Source organism: Cytobacillus sp. C11.1, assembly GCF_058145115.1.
The window spans coordinates 1,341,895-1,359,991 of record NZ_CM176935.1; the positions used below are offsets into that span (position 1 = coordinate 1,341,895).

Below are 18,097 nucleotides of genomic sequence, written 5' to 3' on the forward strand. Positions count from 1 at the left end.
GGAATTCGTATGCCAACCGATCAAACAACTGCAGAAAGAAAAGGACTTATCATAGGAGATCAGGAAATTTTCACAGATTCAGAGTTTGCCGTACTAGATAAATATACAGGTGAAGTGATTGCCAATGTTGCAAAGGCGAGCAAAGAGCATGTCAATCAGGCTGTATCGATCGCCCAAAAGACTTTTGATCAAGATCAGCTTACACCCTATCAGCGTTATGAAATATTAAAGCGTGCGGCAGAAATTTTAAAAGAGCGAAAAGAAGAAGTGGCCTTGACTTTATCAAGAGAAGTCGGGAAGACCATTACCGATGCCCGGGGAGAAGTGGACCGCGCCATCCAAACGCTCACTTTATCTTCAGAAGAAGCAAAACGGATTGACGGCGAAGTGATCCCTATTTCAGCAAGCCCGGGAGCAGAAAATCGGATGGGCTATGCAGTTCGGGCCCCGCTTGGTGTAATAGGAGCGATTACTCCATTTAATTTTCCGTTCAACCTTGCCTGCCATAAAGTTGGCCCGGCGATTGCTTCCGGAAATACGGTTGTATGGAAGCCGGCTTCTGATACAGCCACTTCGGCTTATCATTTAATGAGTATTTTAAAAGAAGCAGGGCTCCCTTCCGGATACGTAAATCTCGTATGCGGTTCCGGATCAAAAGTAGGCGGGTGGCTGCTTGAGGATGAGAGAATTGCCAAATATACGTTTACCGGAAGTGCAGAGGTAGGCCGCTACATTAAGGAAAACAGCGGACTGCGCCCTGTGTCGCTTGAGCTTGGGAACAATTCTCCTAATATTGTTCATCATGATGCAGACCTGGATCTGGCTGCAAAAATGTGCGTGTTAAAGGGCTTCAATACTGCCGGCCAGGCGTGTATTTCAGTTCAAAGGATACTGGTTCATTCACAAGTATATGACCAATTCCTTGAAAAGCTAAAAGCGGAAACAGAGCAATTAAAGGTAGGAAACCCGCTTGATGCAGAAACGAATATAGGGCCGCTAATCAGTAAAAAGGAAGCGGATCGAGTCATGGCATGGATCAATGAGGCTGTTTCGCAAGGCGCCAAAGTGATCACCGGCGGAAAACAGGACGGGGCCATTGTGACGCCTACGGTTTTAAGCGATGTAAACCACGAGATGAAAGTGGTCTGCCAGGAAATTTTCGGACCGGTTATAACGGTGATGCCTTTTGATGATATTGATGATGCCATCGAGCAGGCAAATAACTCTAACTATGGCCTCCAGTCCGGTATCTTTACCACCAATATCAACACAGCCATGAAGGCAGTCAAAAAGTTTAGAACGGGCGGAGTTATTATCAATGATGCTTCCACCTTCCGGGCGGATGCCATGCCATACGGCGGCATTAAAGACAGCGGCATTGGAAAAGAAGGGCCGCGTTATGCGATAGAGGAAATGACCTTCCTTAAGACAGTGATTATTAATTTGTAGGGTCTTTTAAATAGTAGGATTGATATTTAAACCCTGTTGATTGGAGCGGAATGGCATCGTGGTGGGCTTTCAGTCCCTTGCTCCTATTGTCCGGTGGGTTCGGGTACGATTGGAGCGTATTCGTTCCCTTTCTTCCGCTGTCCAGCCGAGATCGGGTATGATTGGAGCGTTTTCAGTCCCTTTTTTCCATTATTCAGCTAAGTTGGGGGGCGACTCCTTTCTACCTGTTTTCCCGCTAATTTTGAATACGAGGTATTAACTCGAGGATGCTCTTCCAATGTCCTGGGGGAGAAGCGTGTCAACTCCGCCGGCGAGGATATTCACGAACCGCCTGCGGTTCAGAGTGCCTGCAGCGGAAAGCAACAGCCAACTTTATCAGCGCAAAATAATATGATCAATAAATTGTTCGCGAAGGAGGCCAGGAAAATGACTCAGGCTATTATCAATGTATCTTCCATTGCCATTCAGGCCGCAAAGAGCGGGCTTACCCTTGATGAGATCATAAACAAACCAAGAAAAAAATCATTATTTGGTTCCTCTGCCAGTCAGCGGGCTGATCCGGTTTTTACCTTTTATTATCCTTATATGTTCTATGAATGGAAGGTGACCGTCCCCAGATTTGTTTTTAGGGACGGCAAAGCCCTTATTCGCATCGGTGTGAATGGGTTAACAAATGTCGCTGCCCAAACAGATATCTGGCCTGATTGCGAAACGGTTCAGGCTGAGCCGCAGAACTGTCTGACTTTTAGAGTAACGGACGAATCAGCCGATGATGAATGCAGGCTTGCACTGGAAAATTACGTTTTTAAGTTTATGAGGCCATTAAAGCCTCCCATTTATCAGTTAAGCAGGAAGGAACGGATCTATCTTCCTTATCATGTTTTCAAAGAAGAATCTTCAGGCAAAAAAAAGCTGATGGTCACAGAAGCTTTAACCGGCGTAACGGCTGAAGCCAGAAAAATGAAGGAACTTAATTCATGGCTGGAGAGCATGGCAAAACGCCATGGATGATTCTGGAAGCGTTGTCATTTTTGAATCCTTTCTGAGGAGGTGAGAAAGATGACTGTATTGCATTATGGCGCCATTTATATTTTGGGCTCCTGGGTAGTCCTCGGTTTTTTAATTTTTAAAACAGATATGTTTAAAATCGACTAATTTTTGAAAGAGGGGGGTCTGTATATGTCAGTAATCGCTTGGTCCTGGACCTTAATGGTGTTCTTTATTGGGCTGATGCTTTACCTGGGTTATGCAGGAATGAAGAAAACAAAAAATGCAGATGACTTTGCTACAGCACGTTCAAGCTATGGCCCTATTGCACTTGGGCTTGCCGTATGTGCCACAACAGCATCCGGATCCACTTTCATGGGTATTCCGGGTACCGCCTATACCTCAGGTTTTCCAAGCCTATGGTATCCGATGATCTATCCGATCGGCATCTACGGCGGGATGCTTTTGACAGCGAAAATGGTCAAGCAAATGGGTGACAAATTCAGCAACCGTACCATTCCGGAAATTGTTGGAGAACGTTTTAACAGTGAATTCTTGCGTGTTGGGCTGGCACTGCTCTCTTTACTTCTTATTTTCTATATTGTTTCCCAACTGGTCGCTGCCGCATTGATGTTCCAAACGATGATGGGTTTAAGCTATCAAGCGGGGCTTTGGCTGACAGCTATTGTTCTTGGCATTTATCTGGTTCTCGGCGGATCGCATTCTGATATTTTAACGGATGCTGTTCAAGGTTTCCTCATGTTAATTATTGCCGTTATGATCACGGTTATGTTCTTTACTGGATTTGGCGTAGATGGCGGAGTTTCTGCCATCAATGATGCGATTACAGCCAAAAATCCGCAGGGCGGATGGGACACACTGTTTATTGAAGGGGATCCTACTTATGGCAGTGCTTGGCTCGTGTTCCTCATTTTAATTGCTCATATCCCTTTCGGTGTGCTGCCGCATATCGGCAACAAGTTTTTCGCTCTTAAAAATGGAAAGCAAATGAAGGTCTTCTTAAGCTTTTGTATCGTTGGCGGTGCTCTCTTACCGATGATGGCACTTGGCGGATTGTTGGGTGCAGCGGTAATTCCGGGTACGCTGGAAAGTGCAGACGCAGTCATACCGGCATTGTTTGTTGAAGTATTCCCGCCATTTGCTGCCGCTCTCATGGCCGTTGTTGTCTTATCGGCTATTCTTTCTACAGGTGACGGATTAGTTGTTTCTTTCTCACAAATCTTTGCAAATGACCTTTACCGTAAAACGTTTGCGAAAAACAATCCGGATAAAGAAAAGGTAGAAAGAAACTCCTTAATCATTGGCAGGGTAGCTGTTGTTGCCTGTCTTTTACTAGGAATCCTCCTGGCGTATAATCCTCCTCAATCTTTGGCCATGTTCTTATGGATTGGTGTAGGGGGAATGGTATCAGGCCTTGCAGGTCCGCTTGCGATCGGAGCTCTTTGGAAGCGCGCCAACAAACAGGGTGCTATCACTTCATTTTGTGTGGGTGTAATCAGCTATGCAGTGCTGTATATGGGATGGATTCCAGGCCTGGAAGCCATCACAAATCCTTTTGCGGCTTCCGGCTACTCCATTTTAGTCGCGACACCTGTCATGATTTTGGTGACTTTGTTGACGAAACCGATGCCTAAAGAGTTTATTGACAATATTTACGGTACAGAAGTAGCTGTACCTGACAGTAAGACGATTTCACAATAAAGAAACAGTGGCTTTTTTCAAGGAGTGGCGTTCATTTGAAATATATTTTAACTATAACCATAATGCTAATGACGCTATCGGGCTGTACTTCAGTATCTCCATCTGTGTCTGACTCTTCTGAAAACAAGGGAGAGTCTGCACAGCTGCAGAATCAAGGTATGCATGATCATACAGCTGATGAGAGTACCAAAAAGGATTACAGCAATTTCGAAACAGTAAAAGAAGAGGCGCTTGACGACGCTGAATTTGTTGACAGTCTGACAGAGGAAGAGCTTGAATTTGCTAAAAAAATTCGGCCTCTTCATTTTGATTTAAAAACAATGATTTTGAGGATGACAGGAACCGGCGTCCTGTTTTTAAGCGGCGGAACAGATGAAGAAAACCTTGTAAAGGTAAGGGAAGAAGCTGGTGAAAAGATTGTTTTTATTGAGTCGGAATTAAAGAAGCTGAATGCTCCGCAATCGATGGAGCATATTCTTTCCGCCTATTTGGAGTCTGTTCAAACTTATGAGGAATCCATCACTTATTTCGAGCAGTATTTTGAAACCGAGGATAAAAAGTTTTTGGATGAATTTCTCAACCGCTCTAACCAGGCGAATGCCGGTATTAAAAATGTCCTCTTTGAAATGTGGACGGATGAATTGAATGCAAATTAAAGGAGGAGTAAGGGCAGGCATGAAAAAGCTCATTATACTTTTTACTCTGATTTTCTCTTTTATCTTTTCAGGCAGTGCTTTTGCAGCGAAAAAAGGCGATTATAGCGTAAAGCTGCTTGAGTATGGGGGAATCCAGGATTATCCTAAGTCAGGATTGGTTTACGGGGCGCATAATCAAGGAACTACGTATCTGCCGTTCTTTTATAATTTGATTCAGAATAAAGACCACAATATCTTATTTGACATCGGCTATCGGAATGATGCAGAAGATGGCCAAAAGGATTGGACAAACTTATTCGGAGGTTCAAACATTGAAGCTCCGGCCGAGGTTTTGAAAAAGGTAAACCTAACGCCAAATGATATTGATACGGTTATTTTAAGCCATCTTCACTTTGACCATGCGGGAAATATTGATCAGTTTCCTGAAGCGCAATTTTATGTCCAAAAAGAGGAGCTGGATGGATGGGTTTCCTCTTTATCCCTTCCGGACAAAGTGCGTGAATGGGCTTGGCTGGCGACAGATATTGACCATATTAATGATCTGATGGAAGTGGCTGCCGAAAACAGGCTGACACTCATCGAAGAGGATAATACCGAAGTTGTTAAAGGGATAAAGGTCCATGCTGCCAAGGGCCATACATTTGGGACCCAGGCTGTGACTGTTGATACAAAACAAGGCACCTATGCACTTGCCCAGGATGTCGTGTACACATATGAGAATGCTACGGACTATAAACCTCTGGGACTTGGACTGGATAACCTTGAACAGGTCATGTCCATTCATAAAGTCAATGAATTGGTCGGAGGAAACGTAGATCGCGTCATTCCGGGACATGATATTGCTGTTTTTGAAAAATATCAAACGGAGCAAATCGGCAAAAACCGCATCGTCACGATTGTTAAGTAACAAATAGACCAGAATGGCCGGATACAATTCGTATTCGGCATTTTTCTGGCTAAAAGGGAGAGAAACCTATGTCACGATTTGGCACCTATCTTATACTCGTCTTCGTCATGATGATGTGGGGATTAAATGTAGTGGCTATCAAAATATTAATTGAATACTTTCCGCCGATCCTGATGCAAAGCACCAGAATATTTCTTGGAGGACTACTGCTTGTATTATTCTTTTGGTGGCGGAAAAACCTGCAAAAGATGACAAAGAAAGAGTGGCTAATTACGATATCTGCCGGAGTTTTGGGCGTCACCGGGCACCATTTGTTTCTGGCCATTGGCTTATTAGAAACAACCGCTTCCAATGCAGGCATCATTCTTGCGCTCAGTCCATTAACCACCTCAATACTCGGAATCCTCTTTCTGCATGACCAGCTGACCAAAATGAGGCTGCTGGGAATCTGCCTGGGTTTTGGCGGTGTCCTTTTTGTGGTGCTGAACGGCGGTGGACAGCTGGGCGGCATATCCCTGGGAGACTTCCTGATTTTTATGGCGATGCTCACACAGGCCTTTAGCTTTATCTTAATCAAACGAAACTCTCAATCTGTCAATCCAAAATTTATGACAGCTATCATGCTTACAGCGGGTTCAATCGTCATGTTCCTATTTAGTTTTTTTATAGACACCGAGGGGATCTCAAGCATGGCTGTAACCGACATAAGAGTATGGATCCTCTTCCTGTTATCAGGTGTGGTGGCAACAGGAATTGGCCAGCTCCTTTACAATATCGCCATTCAAAATATCGGCCCTGGCCAGACAACAATTTTCAACAACCTTATGCCGTTTTTTACCCTGCTGGGATCGGTTTTATTTTTAAAAGAAACGATACTGCTCGAGCAAATTATCGGGTTTTTGTTTATTGTGTCTGGGGTTGTGCTGGGGACGGGATATGTGGATGAGTATATTGTTAGTAGGAAGAGGGAAAAGATTAGCGCTTAGGTACCAGGTACCACCCGGATTTTGTCGAATACGGCTATTGGTAGAAGTAATCCGCCCAGCTTAAGAATAATAGGGTTGGTTACTTCTATTTGTTTTTTGTTAGCTTGGGATCTGTAAATCACTAACATGTACTTATAATTTGAAAGGCTATAATGGTATAAAGTGACCCAATATTCCTATTACCTTTATTTTTTGTACACCTATAACCGTAAAATATGTTTCAAACACTGAAAATATTACATAATCAGTATGCGTTGTTGAGGAATTTAATAAGGGTATTGTAACTAAATCAACCAAACCTTGAATGAAATGTTTTTCTGTTGAATTGGTAGCCTGTTTACTCATCCAGGAATTGTAATCCTCTCTAGTGGGATTAGCATCAACGAGCTTAAAAATAAATATTAATAAAAACAAATAAATCACGTATCTGACAAACCTATTATGCAAAGCTGAATCTCTCCTTATAAATGTTAAGAATCGCAGAAATTATCCTTTCCCCCATTAACTTTTTCCATTCTTTCTTTCTTAAATTTTTTTCGAGGTCCTGTATGTTTTCCCAAAGTCCTTGCAGCAAATTAAAGGTGTGTCTTTGTTTTTCTAAGTACTCATCTTGTAGGCTCTTTACATAGTTAAGTTTCTCATTTTCTATTACTTCAGTTAAATTCATGAATCCTTCTAAAACATCATATTGCTCTTTATAATGTATTAAATCCCTTTTTAATGAATCCTTTATTATCTTCATTTCACTAATCAGTTTGTCTTCGGCCATTTTAATCACATTTTTCTTCTGAAGATTCATATTCATTTATAACTATAAAATATATTTACAACCTAGAAAAATATTCGATAATTTAGCTTTTCGGAAAGAACTTTAGAAAGTCGCCATGAAGTCCTTTTCGTCAACTTCTATTCTGCTCGGGTTTTTTAAATACATCCTGATAAGAGATCTCTAACAAATTCCAAGGTTAAATAGAACTTCCATCCTGAGACTTTATTCGTCTTTTTAACTTTTTTCGATATAGATGTTTATTCACTTTTTGCATGGGTATAAAAGATTTGTAATTGCAATTGAGCTGACTTTTTTGAAAATTTACACTTCACCTTAGAGCCTCCAAAACTTTCTTTGGAAGGCCGATAATAAATCTAAGGGCAAAATTACTGAAAAGTAATGACGCAAAGCTAGAGGGGCCTCTATCAAAAAGATAAAGCCAGCCAGCTGCCATCAAAATGAAAAGGAGAAAATTTGATGTCAAACCATACTTGGATCACTCCAGAAGAGATTGCGCAAAGGAAAAAGCTTAAGAAAAGAGCAATGTATATTTCATTCCCCATTCTTACAGGTGCAATCAGTGCATTAATAACGGTGTTAGCAAGTCAGTTATGATCCCATCTACCAAGTCAAATACATATGTGTAAAACAAAGGCTGTTTTCGCAAACTTTATTGCATATTAAACAAGTATTGTAGGGAGGTTGATTTCCGCTCCAGGATGCTCAGCGAACGAGGGGTTGGCGGTGAGCCTCCTCAGCGCGCTGCGCCTGTGGGGTCTCACCTGTCCCACTCCTCCCGCAGGACTTTGAATAAGCATCCTCGAATCATCACCGCACGAAGGAAATGCGAATGCATTTTCGAGGATCTCGCACCTTACGCTCCAATCAACCAACCTTATTTATTGTTCTATTCACAAATCTAATCAAAAACAACAATCTTTTAGAAAACAGCCAAAACAAAAAAGCTTCCTGATGAAGGGAGGCTTTTTTGCTGGGATTTGAAATCAATCAAACGTTTGATTGATTCCCTATTCTGATGAATTTTTTTATTAAATGCATATGCACCTTGCCGGCTGGCAAAAATGGTTTGCTAAAAGGGTAACAAGGTGTGATGTGTATTGCTAAGGTTCTTATTTTTAATTAGCTGGGCTGGGGTGATTTTTATCTGTACCTGTGTGGCCAGTATTGAAACGGCCGCAGAAACGCTGAGCATTCAATTTGCTTGGACCTGGGAGCCGCCAATGAAAGAAATGCTAAAGCCATTGCCTGCTGATCTATCCACGGCTTTCCTTCTGAGGAAAGCTGGGCATGCTCTGGTGTTTTTCATTTTTACTCTTGCTTTGTATATGGTATATCCTTCTCTATCTCTAAATGTGCTCTATTCCTTGGTTTATGCTGTGATGACCGAACTTTTGCAGCTGTTTTTTATGAGGGATGGAAGGCTGTTTGATGTGGGATTTGATAGTTTGGGGATCTTTACTGCGGTATTGCTTATTGCCATAGGCAGGGGATTTTTGAAGATAAATAAAGAGATGAAGATAAATACCTAGAAGTGGCGGACTCGTTCACTCTAGGTATTTTAATTTGTGAAGTAGATTTCAACACGGTCTTTATTATTGCGAAAGATAAAATAATGCTGAAAATCACTGCAGCTATTTCTTAATGGGAATTCCTTTAATGAAAGGGTAAAGCACTTTTCGTTATTTTTATAAAAGGAAAGGCAGTCACCGCTTATATCAAGATAGCTAAAATGAAAACCATACCTGTTGCTTAGAAGATCATCTTCATAATAATTCAAGATCACTTGGAAGTTTTGATAGTTATTGAAAATGGCAAGATCACTTATTTGTTTTTCCATACTCTAAGCACATACCCTCCACAGCCGCATTGGTCGATATATTTGATTTCGGTTTTATTTCCGAATAATAGCAATAAGGCTTCACTTAAATAATCCTCAGGATTTCCGAAGTTCGCTGGTGTCACGACGTTTACATAAAATCCTTTCGCCGTCTGCTGCACTGCATCAAGGGCTTCCCTTACCACCAATTCCAAATTGCACTCGTATTCTCCATGTTCCAATGAAATGGACCAATTCGTTTCCATGAAATCCCCCCCTAAAAAGGCTGCTAGAGTTTCCTAATTTCATTATATCGGCTGCAAAGCCCCGAACCTGTGAGCTGTTTCACTTTCAACAAAAAAATAGGTTCTTTAACAAAAAAAGAATAAATCAAACGTTTGATTGAAATGAAGAGGGGCTTATTCGACAAAATTCGGGTGGTACCTGGTACTAGGTAAATTCTTCAATTAAATGGTAAACTGTTGGAAGGGAGGGTGATGTATGAGAAGGAGTTTGTTTGTTGTTTTTGCTGCCCTGGTTTTGGCCGCTTTGAGCGGGTGCAATAAGGAGGTTAAGCCGCAGGATCGCTTTGCGCAGTATGTGGAGCATTGGAATCAGCAGGAGTTCGCAGAGATGTACGAGTTCCTTTCAAAGGATGCGAAGCAGTCGATCAGCAAAGAGGATTTTGCAGGCCGATATGAAAAGGTTTATAAGGATTTGGAGATAGACAATTTGAAGGTTACATATGCGCCTGATATGGAAAAGGAATATAAGAAGGAAGAGAGCGCCAATTTTCCTTTTTCAGCTAGCATGGACAGTGCTGCCGGGAAGATTGATTTTACCCATGATGCCAAGCTTGTGAAGGAAGAAGCTGAGGACGAGGAAAATTGGTTTATAACCTGGGATACGACCTATATTTTTCCCGAGCTAGGGGCGGAGGATAAGATTAGTTATTCTACCATTCCGGCACAGCGCGGTGATATTGTGGACCGTACCGGAGATCCGCTAGCTCTAAATGGAACACTTTATGAAATCGGTGTGGTTCCAGAGCAGATGGGGGACCAGAAGGAACAGACCATCAAAGGATTGTCCGAAGCGCTTGGGATTTCTGAGGAACAGATTAATAAAAACTTGAATGCAAGCTGGGTGCAGCCGGGTTATTTTGTGCCGATTAAGAAGGTTTCCCCTGAAGGTCGCGAAACGCTTGATAAGGTTTTTGCTTTAAAAGGAGTGTTAAAGCAGGATGCAAAGGGCAGGATTTATCCTTTCGGCGAATCGGCCGCCCACCTGATTGGCTATGTGGGGCAAATTACAGCAGAAGAGCTTAAAGAGCGCGAGGGAAAAGGCTATTCAAGCACTGATAGTATCGGAAAACGAGGGCTGGAGCAGGTCCTGGAAGAACGGCTAAAAGGATCAAACGGAATCAGAATCGGCATTAAAAAGAAGGACGGTTCCGAGGCGGTCCTGGCTGAAAAGCCGGTTGAGAACGGCGAAAATATTCAGCTGACGATTGATGTAAACCTGCAGCAGTCTCTATTCAGAGAGCTTGGAGGAAAGCCGGGAACTGCAGCGGCAATTGATCCTGTAACGGGAGACACCCTGGCGTTAGTGAGCAGTCCAAGCTTTGATCCGAACCAGGCTTCACTCGGTTTTACTGCTGAAGAGTGGAAGGCGATTGAAGAGAATAAGGACCTGCCGCTTATGACCCGTTTTAAGCAAACCTATGCGCCAGGTTCGGTGATGAAGCCGCTAACGGGAGCAATTGGGCTAACAGAGGGTACGTTAACACTGGATGAAACCACTAATGTAAAAGGCCTCCAATGGCAAAAGAGCAGCTCGTGGGGAGGCTATAAAGTCACCCGTGTAAAAGGTCCGGGGGGACCGGTTAATTTTGAAAAAGCGATGATGTACTCAGATAATATTTATTTTGCCCAGCAGGCTCTTGAGCTTGGGAAGGATCGGTTTGCTGCGGGACTTAAGAAATTTGCATTTGAAGAAGAGCTTCCGTATGCATTCCCGCTTGAGCAGTCACAAATCGGCAGCCTGGACAGTGAAATAAAGCTGGCGGACTCCGGTTACGGCCAGGGAGAAGTGGAGATGAGCATTGTTCACCTGGCAGCGTCTTATACACCTTTTATCAATAAAGGATCGATGATTATGCCTGTATTGATTGAAGGTGAGGATAAGAGCCAGGTGCTGAAAGAAGGCGTGATGAGCGAGGAAACAGCTAGCACTGTAGCTTCAGCAATGGCAAAAGTGGTGCAGGAGCCAGGCGGAACCGGCCGTGCTGCCCTTATGAAAGACTATCCGCTAGCAGGTAAAACCGGTACGTCAGAGCTGAAGAAAAGCGCTGACGAAAAAGGCCAGGAAAACGGTTTGTTCGTTGCCTATAACCCTCAGTCACCAAAACTCCTTATTGCAATGATGATGGAGGGCGTAGAAAACAGCGGCGGATCAAAAGTGGTTGTAGAAAAAGTAAAGAAAGTCTTTGAAGAGCATAAAGGCCGCTTCTAAGAAGCTGTAAATATGAACGAAGAAAGTGTCTGCATTCCTGAAAAGAATGCAGGCACTTTTTTTTCGACAAAATTCGGGTGGTACCTGGTACCTATTTATTTAAAAAATTCACAAAAAATTTACCGCATAAAAGCGCAAAAGGTGTTATAATTGCCTGTATATTCTAACAAGTTAAACATTAAAGGGGGATTTAGAGAGATGAAAAAGAGATTTTTGTGGTTAGTGCCGATGCTGGTGCTGAGTCTGATTTTGTCGGCTTGCGGCGGAGGCGGTTCCAGTTCGACCGGCAGCGAAGCTGATTCAGGGGAAAAGGATAGCGATAAAACATTTAGCTTGAAGGCAGGTCATTCTTTAACAGAGGACCATCCTTATCATATTGGTTTATTGGAGCTTGCTAAAAATGTGGAAGAGCGTACGGACGGAAAGGTAAAGATTGAAGTATTTCCGTTAAGCCAGCTTGGAGCGGAAAGAGAGCTGACTGAGGCCCTTACGCTTGGAACGGCTGATATGTCGGTTTCTTCTACAGCTCCAATTGCTAACTTCTATCCGGAAATCGGGATTGTGGACATGCCATTCTTATTTGAGTCCAGAGAACACGCTTACAAAGTACTGGACGGGGAAGTTGGCCAGGAGCTTTTAAAAGGCATGGAGAATGTAGGCATTGTTGGTCTAGCATGGGGTGAAAATGGTTTCCGCCATATTACGAACGCCAAGCAGCCAATCAATAAGCCTGAAGATTTGAAAGGATTGAAATCCGTACTCAGGAAAATCCAATCCATCTTGATGCCTTTAACGCATTAGGAGCAAAGCCAACGCCAATGGCTTGGACTGAAGCGTTAACAGCTCTTCAGCAGGGTGTAGTTGATGCGCAGGAAAACCCAATCGTTGTAGCAGATACGTACAAGCTTTATGAAGCGAACCAAAAACATATGACATTAACTGGCCATCTTTATTCACCAGCTGTCATCATGTTCAGTAAATCTGTATGGGATACGCTTCCTGCGGAGTATCAGGATATCTTAAAGGAAGAATCGAAAAAGGCGGGCGACCAAATCCGCGACTTGATCACAAAGTCTGATGAAGAATCCTTAAAGGTACTGAAAGAACAGGGTATGGAAATCGTCGAGGAAGTGGATGTAACTCCTTTCCGCGAAGCGATCCAGCCTGTATATGAAAAATATGAATCTCAATTCGGCAAGGAAAAACTTGACGCCATTTTAAACACGAAATAATAAATCAGGGAAACTTGGCGAGTGCCGGACTTTGACGCCGGCACAGACCAAGTTTTTTACACATAAGGGGAAGTCTATGGTGGTTAAAAAATTAGTAGATTCATTGAATGCTTTCATTAAGTGGATACTGATCCTTCTATTTTTCATTATGGTTATTGTGGTCTTTTTACAGGTGCTATTCCGGTTTGTGCTGGATCAGCCACTTGCCTGGACGGAGGAGTTATCACGCTACCTCCTTGTTTGGATGACCTTTTTGGGGGCGGGCTATGCCGTGAGTGTGAAGGCACATCCGAGCATCGAATTGCTTTTTGAAAAAGCAAATAAAGCAGTGAGAAAAGTCATGCTGGTTATCTCTACTCTTTTAGTTGTTTTTTTCTTCTATCAAATTATCGTTAATAGCTTGGTCTTTATCGAGCGTAGCATGGTACAAACCTCGCCGGCCCTGCAGCTGCCGATGGGCATTGTGTATACAGTCATTCCGATCTCAAGTATTCTATTTGTCATCAATCTGCTCTACATAACCGTTTCGGAATGGGGAAAGGAGGCGAGTAACTGATGGCATGGCTATTATTCGGATTGCTGCTGATGCTTTTCCTTATTAATGTTCCGGTTGCAGTCGCACTTGGGCTCGCTTCCATGATTGTTTTAATGGTTCAGGATAATGTTCCATTGATGGTTATTGTCCAAAAAATGTTTACGTCTACAGATTCGTTCACGCTCATGGCTGTGCCATTTTTCATATTGGCGGGGAAGCTGATGGAATCTGGAGGAATATCCAAACGCTTAATTAATTTTTCCAGTACGCTGGTTGGAAGCCTTCATGGCGGTCTTGCAATGGTTTCGATTGTGACCTGTATGTTTTTCGCAGCCATTTCAGGATCAGCAGCAGCTACAACCGCTGCAGTTGGAAGCATCCTGATACCGGCAATGGTAAAGCGCGGCTATGATAAGAGCTTTTCAACCGCCATTCAGGCTGCCGGCGGTACGATTGGGGTTATGATCCCGCCGAGTGTTCCGCTGATCTTATTCGGAGTTATAGCAGGAGCCTCCATCGGCGATCTATTTATCGCGGGTATCATCCCAGGGGTTTTTGTTGGAATGTCTCTTATTCTTGTTGCCTATTTCATCTCCCGTAAAAGGGGCTACGGCAAGGAAGAAAAGAGTTCGATAAAGGAAGTGGTGTCTGCGTTTAAGAGTGCTATTCTAGCCATTCTTATGCCTGTAATCATCCTTGGTGGAATTTACGGCGGCATTTTCACTCCGACAGAAGGATCTGTTGTTGCGGTTGTGTATGGTCTGATCGTAGGACTATTAATCTATAAGGAAATCAAGTGGAAGGACCTGCCGGAAATCTTTATTTCTTCGGCGATCACTTCTTCGGTGATTTTATTCATTATTTCCTGTGCGTCAATCTTCGGCTTCCTCTTAACAAGAGAGCAAATCCCGGCGCAAATTTCGGAAGGCATGCTGGGCATTACTTCAAATGCCATTATGATCCTAATCATTATTAATGTCATTTTGCTGATTGTTGGAACCTTTCTGGAGACATCAGCAGCGATCGTCATCATGGCGCCAATTCTCGTGCCAATCGCATCAGCAGCCGGCATGGATCTCGTCCATTTTGGGGTCATCATGGTTGTAAACCTTGCAATCGGAATGATTACACCGCCAGTCGGCATAAATTTGTTTGTAGCATCAAATATCGCCAACATCAGGCTGGAGCATATCGTACGCGCGATCATGCCATTCATTATTGTCCTGATCATTGATGTACTCATTTTAAGCTTCATGCCATCAATCAGCTTGTTTTTACTAGATAAATAGAGGTGAAGGAAAATGTATCAAGATTTGCTGGAGATTTTAAAAGACGCTGAACGTGTCAGTGTCAATGAAACGGTGCTTGAGCATCACTCAGGCGGAATGGATTACCACGAAAGGAAAAAGCCTGATGTGGTTGTTTTCCCGAAAACGGAGGATGAAGTTGTTGCCATCGTTAAATATGCAGCCGCAAACAAGGTGGCTATTGTTCCATTTGGAGCGGGCAGCAGCCTTGAAGGCCATTTGCTTCCTCTCAATGGCGGAATTAGCATGGATTTCACCTTAATGAATGAAGTCGCTGCGGTCTACCCTGAGGATTTTCTTGTAAAAGTCCAGCCTGGTGTGACGAGAATGCAGCTGAATAAGCATTTGAAAAAGTATGGGCTGTTCTTCCCGATTGATCCAGGTGCTGACGCGACGATTGGCGGAATGGCTGCGACGAATGCGAGCGGAACAAACGCCGTTAAATACGGAACGATGAAGCATAATGTGCTCGGCCTTCAGGCAGTTATGGCGGATGGAAGCGTTGTTGCGGCAGGCGGGCAAACCGTTAAATCATCTGCTGGCTATAATCTGACCGAGCTGCTGATCGGTTCTGAAGGAACACTTGGCATTTTTACGGAATTAACGCTTAAGCTTGCCGGAATTCCGGAAGCAACCGTTGTCGCAAAAGCGGCCTTTGAAAGTGTGGAGGAAGCTGGAAAGGCGGCTGAGCTTGTGCTTCAGTCCGGTGTTGATATAGGAAAAATGGAGCTAGTGGATGCTGCAACGATTCAAGCAGTAAACCAATTTAAAGGAACTGACTTTGATGAAGCGCCAACTCTATTTTTGGAATACAACGGAACGTCTGAAGCAACTGAACAGGGAATTGCCGTCATCAAAGAACTAATGGAAGATGCCGGAACGGTAAAATTCGAGTTTGAGCATGATTCCCTGAAACGGGCTCAGCTATGGGAAGCCCGTCATCAGGCTGCCCTGGCCATACTCGGAAGAAAGCCTAACTGCAAGCTGGTTGCGACCGATGTATGCCTGCCGATTTCCCAATTGGCTGTAACCATTGCCCATACCCGCCAGCTCCTCGATGAATACAAGCTTGATGGTGCGATTCTTGGACATGTCGGTGATGGAAATTTCCATGTGGCATTCGGATTAAATACAGACGATCGGGATGAGATGGAACGCTTCCATGCTTTTAACGAAAAAATGGTGAAGTTTGCGATTGATCACCGTGGAACCTGTACTGGCGAGCATGGTGTCGGCATCGGAAAAATGAAATTTTTAAAGGAAGAACGGAGCACTGCTTTGCCGGTCATGAGAATGATCAAGAAAGCATTGGATCCGCAAAATATATTAAATCCTGGAAAAATAGTTGAAATGGAAGAGGTGCATAGTTAATGGAAAGCCATCGAATTGCTGTATTGCCTGGTGATGGAATCGGGCCTGAGGTTGTAAAGGAAGCCGTTAATGTATTGGAGCTTTTGAAAAAATTGGATCCGACGCTGGATCTGGAGTTTGAAACGTTTGACTGGAGCAGTGAATACTACCTCCAGCATGGAAAAATGATGCCGGATGACGCGCTGGAAACATTGAAGAAATATGATGCGATTTTATTCGGCGCGATTGGCGATAAAAGGGTGCCGGACGATGTAACCGTTTGGGAACTGATCATGCCAATCCGGAAGCAATTCCGTCAGTACATTAATTTAAGACCGGTCAAAATGCTGAAGGGCGTATCTTCCCGCTTTGAGGGAGAAGACATTGACTTCGTGATTGTCCGTGAAAATGCCGAAGGAGAATACTCCAACAGCGGCGGCCGTTTATATCCCGGACTTGAAGAGGAAGTGGCAGTTCAAAACACCATCATTACTCGGATCGGTACTGCAAAAGCAGCGAAATTCGCGTTTGAATACGCAAAGAAGCATGGCAAACAGTCCGTTACAAGCGCAACTAAATCCAACGCTATTATCCATTCGATGAAGCTCTGGGATGATGTGGTCCGTACTGTAGCTGAGCAGTACCCGTCTATTAAAATGGATTCCTATTATATTGATGCGCTGGCTGCGTATTTTGTAGAAAGGCCGGCTGATTTTGATGTGGTAGTCGCGTCCAATCTATTCGGTGATATTTTAAGCGATCTGGGATCGGCCGTAGTAGGCGGCCTTGGCCTTTCACCTTCAGCCAACCTGAATCCGGAAGGCGATTTCCCATCGATGTTCGAGCCTGTCCATGGTTCAGCACCTGACATTGCCGGAAAGGGAATTGCCAACCCGATTGCACAGATCTGGTCTGCAGCACTTATGCTGGAGCATTTGGGAAGAGCGGATCTTGCTGCGGTAATTATAGAAGCTATTGAACAGGTACTGGTCGAAGGGGAAGTACGTACCCCTGATCTGGGCGGAACCTCTACAACAAGTGAAATGGGATCCGCCATCAGTGAGGCTTTGCAGCAAAAACTTCTAGTGAAAGAAGGTTTATAAAATGAGATTGCAGGATGAAGTATTTGTTGTTACCGGTGCGCAGGGCGGCATGGGAAAAGAAACGGTAAAACGGTTTTTGGAGGAAGGAGCCTATGTCGCAGCGGTTGATTTGAACGTGGATGGTGCAGAAAAGTCAGACCGTCTTCTGCCGATTGCCGGTGATTTAACAAAGGAAGAAGATGTAGCGAGGATTTTTTCTGAAGCAAGCGAAACATTTGGGAAAATCAGTGGACTGGTTAATATTGCGGGAATCGCCCAATCAGCAACACCTATCGAAGAAGTAAGTTTGGCAGATTGGGAGAAGATAATGGCTGTCAACGCGACATCCCTTTTTCTCACATGCCGTGAAGCGGTTCCTTATATGAAAAAACAGGGAGAGGGCGTAATCGTTAATATCGCTTCCATTTCCATGGTGCGTCCGCGCCCTGGCTTGAATGCTTATATTGCTTCAAAGGGAGCAGCAGTTTCTTTTTCACAGGCCCTGGCCATTGAACTGGCTGAACACGGAATTCGTGTTAATGTCGTTAATCCGGGACCAGCCGATACAGGAATGCTTGGCCAGTTCACTTCAAAGGATGCAGATATTGAAGCAACGAAGGATACTATTTTCAAAAAGAGTGTGCCGTTGGGAAGGCTGATTCAGCCAATTGATATTGCCAATTCACTTGTCTATCTATGTTCCAAAGAGTCCGCGATTGTGACCGGCTCTGTCCTGAACGTGGATGGCGGAAGGGGGATATAAA

At 43.8% G+C, this 18,097-nt stretch carries 17 protein-coding genes, 1 pseudogene and 1 riboswitch; of the genes and pseudogenes, 15 read left to right on the forward strand and 3 right to left on the reverse strand.

The genetic code is table 11. The annotated features are described in order from the left end of the window. The first annotated feature begins 9 nt into the window (after positions 1 to 9). The 6 genes from AC3ZVC_RS06625 (at position 10) to AC3ZVC_RS06650 (ending at position 6,707) form a co-directional block, all read left to right on the forward strand. Positions 10 to 1,449 (forward strand): aldehyde dehydrogenase family protein, encoded by a 1,440-nt coding sequence (locus AC3ZVC_RS06625; RefSeq protein ID WP_490067303.1) that lies wholly within the window; start codon positions 10 to 12, stop codon positions 1,447 to 1,449. 426 nt (positions 1,450 to 1,875) lie between these two features. Beyond that, positions 1,876 to 2,460 (forward strand): hypothetical protein, encoded by a 585-nt coding sequence (locus tag AC3ZVC_RS06630; protein ID WP_490067305.1) that lies wholly within the window; start codon positions 1,876 to 1,878, stop codon positions 2,458 to 2,460. A gap of 168 nt (positions 2,461 to 2,628) precedes the next feature. After that, the gene (locus tag AC3ZVC_RS06635; RefSeq protein WP_490067307.1) at positions 2,629 to 4,158 is read left to right on the forward strand and encodes a sodium:solute symporter family protein; all 1,530 of its coding nucleotides are present in this window, start codon (positions 2,629 to 2,631) and stop codon (positions 4,156 to 4,158) included. Positions 4,159 to 4,193: 35 nt separating this feature from the next. Next, a complete protein-coding gene (locus AC3ZVC_RS06640) occupies positions 4,194 to 4,814 on the forward strand; it encodes a hypothetical protein (RefSeq protein WP_490067308.1) in 621 nt (206 codons plus the stop codon). A 19-nt stretch (positions 4,815 to 4,833) separates the two neighbouring features. Continuing rightward, entirely contained in the window at positions 4,834 to 5,721 is an 888-nt protein-coding gene (locus AC3ZVC_RS06645) for an N-acyl homoserine lactonase family protein (RefSeq protein ID WP_490067311.1), read from the forward strand. 68 nt (positions 5,722 to 5,789) lie between these two features. After that, positions 5,790 to 6,707, forward strand: coding sequence for a DMT family transporter (locus tag AC3ZVC_RS06650; protein ID WP_490067314.1), 918 nt, complete (start codon positions 5,790 to 5,792; stop codon positions 6,705 to 6,707). A gap of 439 nt (positions 6,708 to 7,146) precedes the next feature. Here the strand turns inward: AC3ZVC_RS06650 and AC3ZVC_RS06655 are convergent, their stop codons facing one another. Continuing rightward, on the reverse strand, positions 7,147 to 7,485 hold the full coding sequence (locus AC3ZVC_RS06655) for a hypothetical protein (protein ID WP_490067318.1): 339 nt from the start codon (positions 7,483 to 7,485) through the stop codon (positions 7,147 to 7,149). 360 nt (positions 7,486 to 7,845) lie between these two features. Further along, positions 7,846 to 7,931: riboswitch (cyclic di-GMP riboswitch) on the forward strand. Positions 7,932 to 7,953: 22 nt separating this feature from the next. Between AC3ZVC_RS06655 and AC3ZVC_RS06660 the strand changes: the two genes are divergently transcribed. Both AC3ZVC_RS06660 and AC3ZVC_RS06665 read left to right on the forward strand, forming a co-directional pair. Beyond that, entirely contained in the window at positions 7,954 to 8,091 is a 138-nt protein-coding gene (locus tag AC3ZVC_RS06660) for a hypothetical protein (protein ID WP_490067322.1), read from the forward strand. A 503-nt stretch (positions 8,092 to 8,594) separates the two neighbouring features. Next, a complete protein-coding gene (locus AC3ZVC_RS06665; RefSeq protein WP_490067324.1) occupies positions 8,595 to 9,026 on the forward strand; it encodes a VanZ family protein in 432 nt (143 codons plus the stop codon). Between the two features lie 29 nt (positions 9,027 to 9,055). On the opposite strand, the gene AC3ZVC_RS06670 is transcribed toward AC3ZVC_RS06665, so the two are convergent. Then, on the reverse strand, positions 9,056 to 9,334 hold the full coding sequence (locus tag AC3ZVC_RS06670; RefSeq protein ID WP_490067326.1) for a hypothetical protein: 279 nt from the start codon (positions 9,332 to 9,334) through the stop codon (positions 9,056 to 9,058). Then, positions 9,319 to 9,579: a CGCGG family putative rSAM-modified RiPP protein gene (locus AC3ZVC_RS06675; RefSeq protein WP_490067328.1), complete on the reverse strand. Its 261-nt coding sequence runs from the start codon at positions 9,577 to 9,579 to the stop codon at positions 9,319 to 9,321. Before AC3ZVC_RS06675 ends, AC3ZVC_RS06670 begins: the two co-directional genes overlap by 16 nt. A gap of 235 nt (positions 9,580 to 9,814) precedes the next feature. Here AC3ZVC_RS06675 and AC3ZVC_RS06680 point away from each other — a divergent pair, with 235 nt between their 5' ends. From AC3ZVC_RS06680 to AC3ZVC_RS06710, 7 genes and pseudogenes are all read left to right on the forward strand, one after another. Continuing rightward, complete coding sequence (locus tag AC3ZVC_RS06680) at positions 9,815 to 11,827, forward strand: penicillin-binding transpeptidase domain-containing protein (protein ID WP_490067331.1); 2,013 nt, start codon at positions 9,815 to 9,817, stop codon at positions 11,825 to 11,827. 228 nt (positions 11,828 to 12,055) lie between these two features. Next, positions 12,056 to 13,059: pseudogene (locus tag AC3ZVC_RS06685) on the forward strand (TRAP transporter substrate-binding protein). 76 nt (positions 13,060 to 13,135) lie between these two features. Beyond that, positions 13,136 to 13,615, forward strand: a complete 480-nt coding sequence (locus AC3ZVC_RS06690; protein ID WP_490067334.1) for a TRAP transporter small permease — start codon at positions 13,136 to 13,138, stop codon at positions 13,613 to 13,615. Beyond that, positions 13,615 to 14,883 carry a TRAP transporter large permease gene (locus AC3ZVC_RS06695; RefSeq protein ID WP_490067336.1) on the forward strand — a complete coding sequence of 423 codons (1,269 nt, stop codon included), beginning with the start codon at positions 13,615 to 13,617 and terminating at the stop codon, positions 14,881 to 14,883. The genes AC3ZVC_RS06690 and AC3ZVC_RS06695 overlap by 1 nt, the downstream gene beginning before the upstream one ends. 12 nt (positions 14,884 to 14,895) lie before the next feature. Then, a complete protein-coding gene (locus tag AC3ZVC_RS06700) occupies positions 14,896 to 16,272 on the forward strand; it encodes an FAD-binding oxidoreductase (protein ID WP_490067337.1) in 1,377 nt (458 codons plus the stop codon). Next, positions 16,272 to 17,354 (forward strand): tartrate dehydrogenase, encoded by a 1,083-nt coding sequence (locus tag AC3ZVC_RS06705; RefSeq protein ID WP_490067340.1) that lies wholly within the window; start codon positions 16,272 to 16,274, stop codon positions 17,352 to 17,354. The genes AC3ZVC_RS06700 and AC3ZVC_RS06705 overlap by 1 nt, the downstream gene beginning before the upstream one ends. Position 17,355: 1 nt before the next feature. Then, positions 17,356 to 18,096 carry an SDR family NAD(P)-dependent oxidoreductase gene (locus AC3ZVC_RS06710; protein WP_490067342.1) on the forward strand — a complete coding sequence of 247 codons (741 nt, stop codon included), beginning with the start codon at positions 17,356 to 17,358 and terminating at the stop codon, positions 18,094 to 18,096. Position 18,097: the final 1 nt, after the last annotated feature.

Bases quoted from the DNA above. Each gene is read 5' to 3' on its own strand.
- AC3ZVC_RS06645 (WP_490067311.1), top strand. From the start codon at position 4,834: ATGAAAAAGCTCATTATACTTTTTACTCTGATTTTCTCTTTTATCTTT.
- AC3ZVC_RS06660 (WP_490067322.1), top strand. From the start codon at position 7,954: ATGTCAAACCATACTTGGATCACTCCAGAAGAGATTGCGCAAAGGAAA.
- AC3ZVC_RS06710 (WP_490067342.1), top strand. From the start codon at position 17,356: ATGAGATTGCAGGATGAAGTATTTGTTGTTACCGGTGCGCAGGGCGGC.
- AC3ZVC_RS06630 (WP_490067305.1), top strand. From the start codon at position 1,876: ATGACTCAGGCTATTATCAATGTATCTTCCATTGCCATTCAGGCCGCA.
- AC3ZVC_RS06635 (WP_490067307.1), top strand. From the start codon at position 2,629: ATGTCAGTAATCGCTTGGTCCTGGACCTTAATGGTGTTCTTTATTGGG.
- AC3ZVC_RS06690 (WP_490067334.1), top strand. From the start codon at position 13,136: ATGGTGGTTAAAAAATTAGTAGATTCATTGAATGCTTTCATTAAGTGG.
- AC3ZVC_RS06680 (WP_490067331.1), top strand. From the start codon at position 9,815: ATGAGAAGGAGTTTGTTTGTTGTTTTTGCTGCCCTGGTTTTGGCCGCT.
- AC3ZVC_RS06695 (WP_490067336.1), top strand. From the start codon at position 13,615: ATGGCATGGCTATTATTCGGATTGCTGCTGATGCTTTTCCTTATTAAT.
- AC3ZVC_RS06650 (WP_490067314.1), top strand. From the start codon at position 5,790: ATGTCACGATTTGGCACCTATCTTATACTCGTCTTCGTCATGATGATG.
- AC3ZVC_RS06700 (WP_490067337.1), top strand. From the start codon at position 14,896: ATGTATCAAGATTTGCTGGAGATTTTAAAAGACGCTGAACGTGTCAGT.
- AC3ZVC_RS06705 (WP_490067340.1), top strand. From the start codon at position 16,272: ATGGAAAGCCATCGAATTGCTGTATTGCCTGGTGATGGAATCGGGCCT.
- AC3ZVC_RS06625 (WP_490067303.1), top strand. From the start codon at position 10: ATGCCAACCGATCAAACAACTGCAGAAAGAAAAGGACTTATCATAGGA.
- AC3ZVC_RS06670 (WP_490067326.1), bottom strand. From the start codon at position 9,334: ATGGAAAAACAAATAAGTGATCTTGCCATTTTCAATAACTATCAAAAC.
- AC3ZVC_RS06675 (WP_490067328.1), bottom strand. From the start codon at position 9,579: ATGGAAACGAATTGGTCCATTTCATTGGAACATGGAGAATACGAGTGC.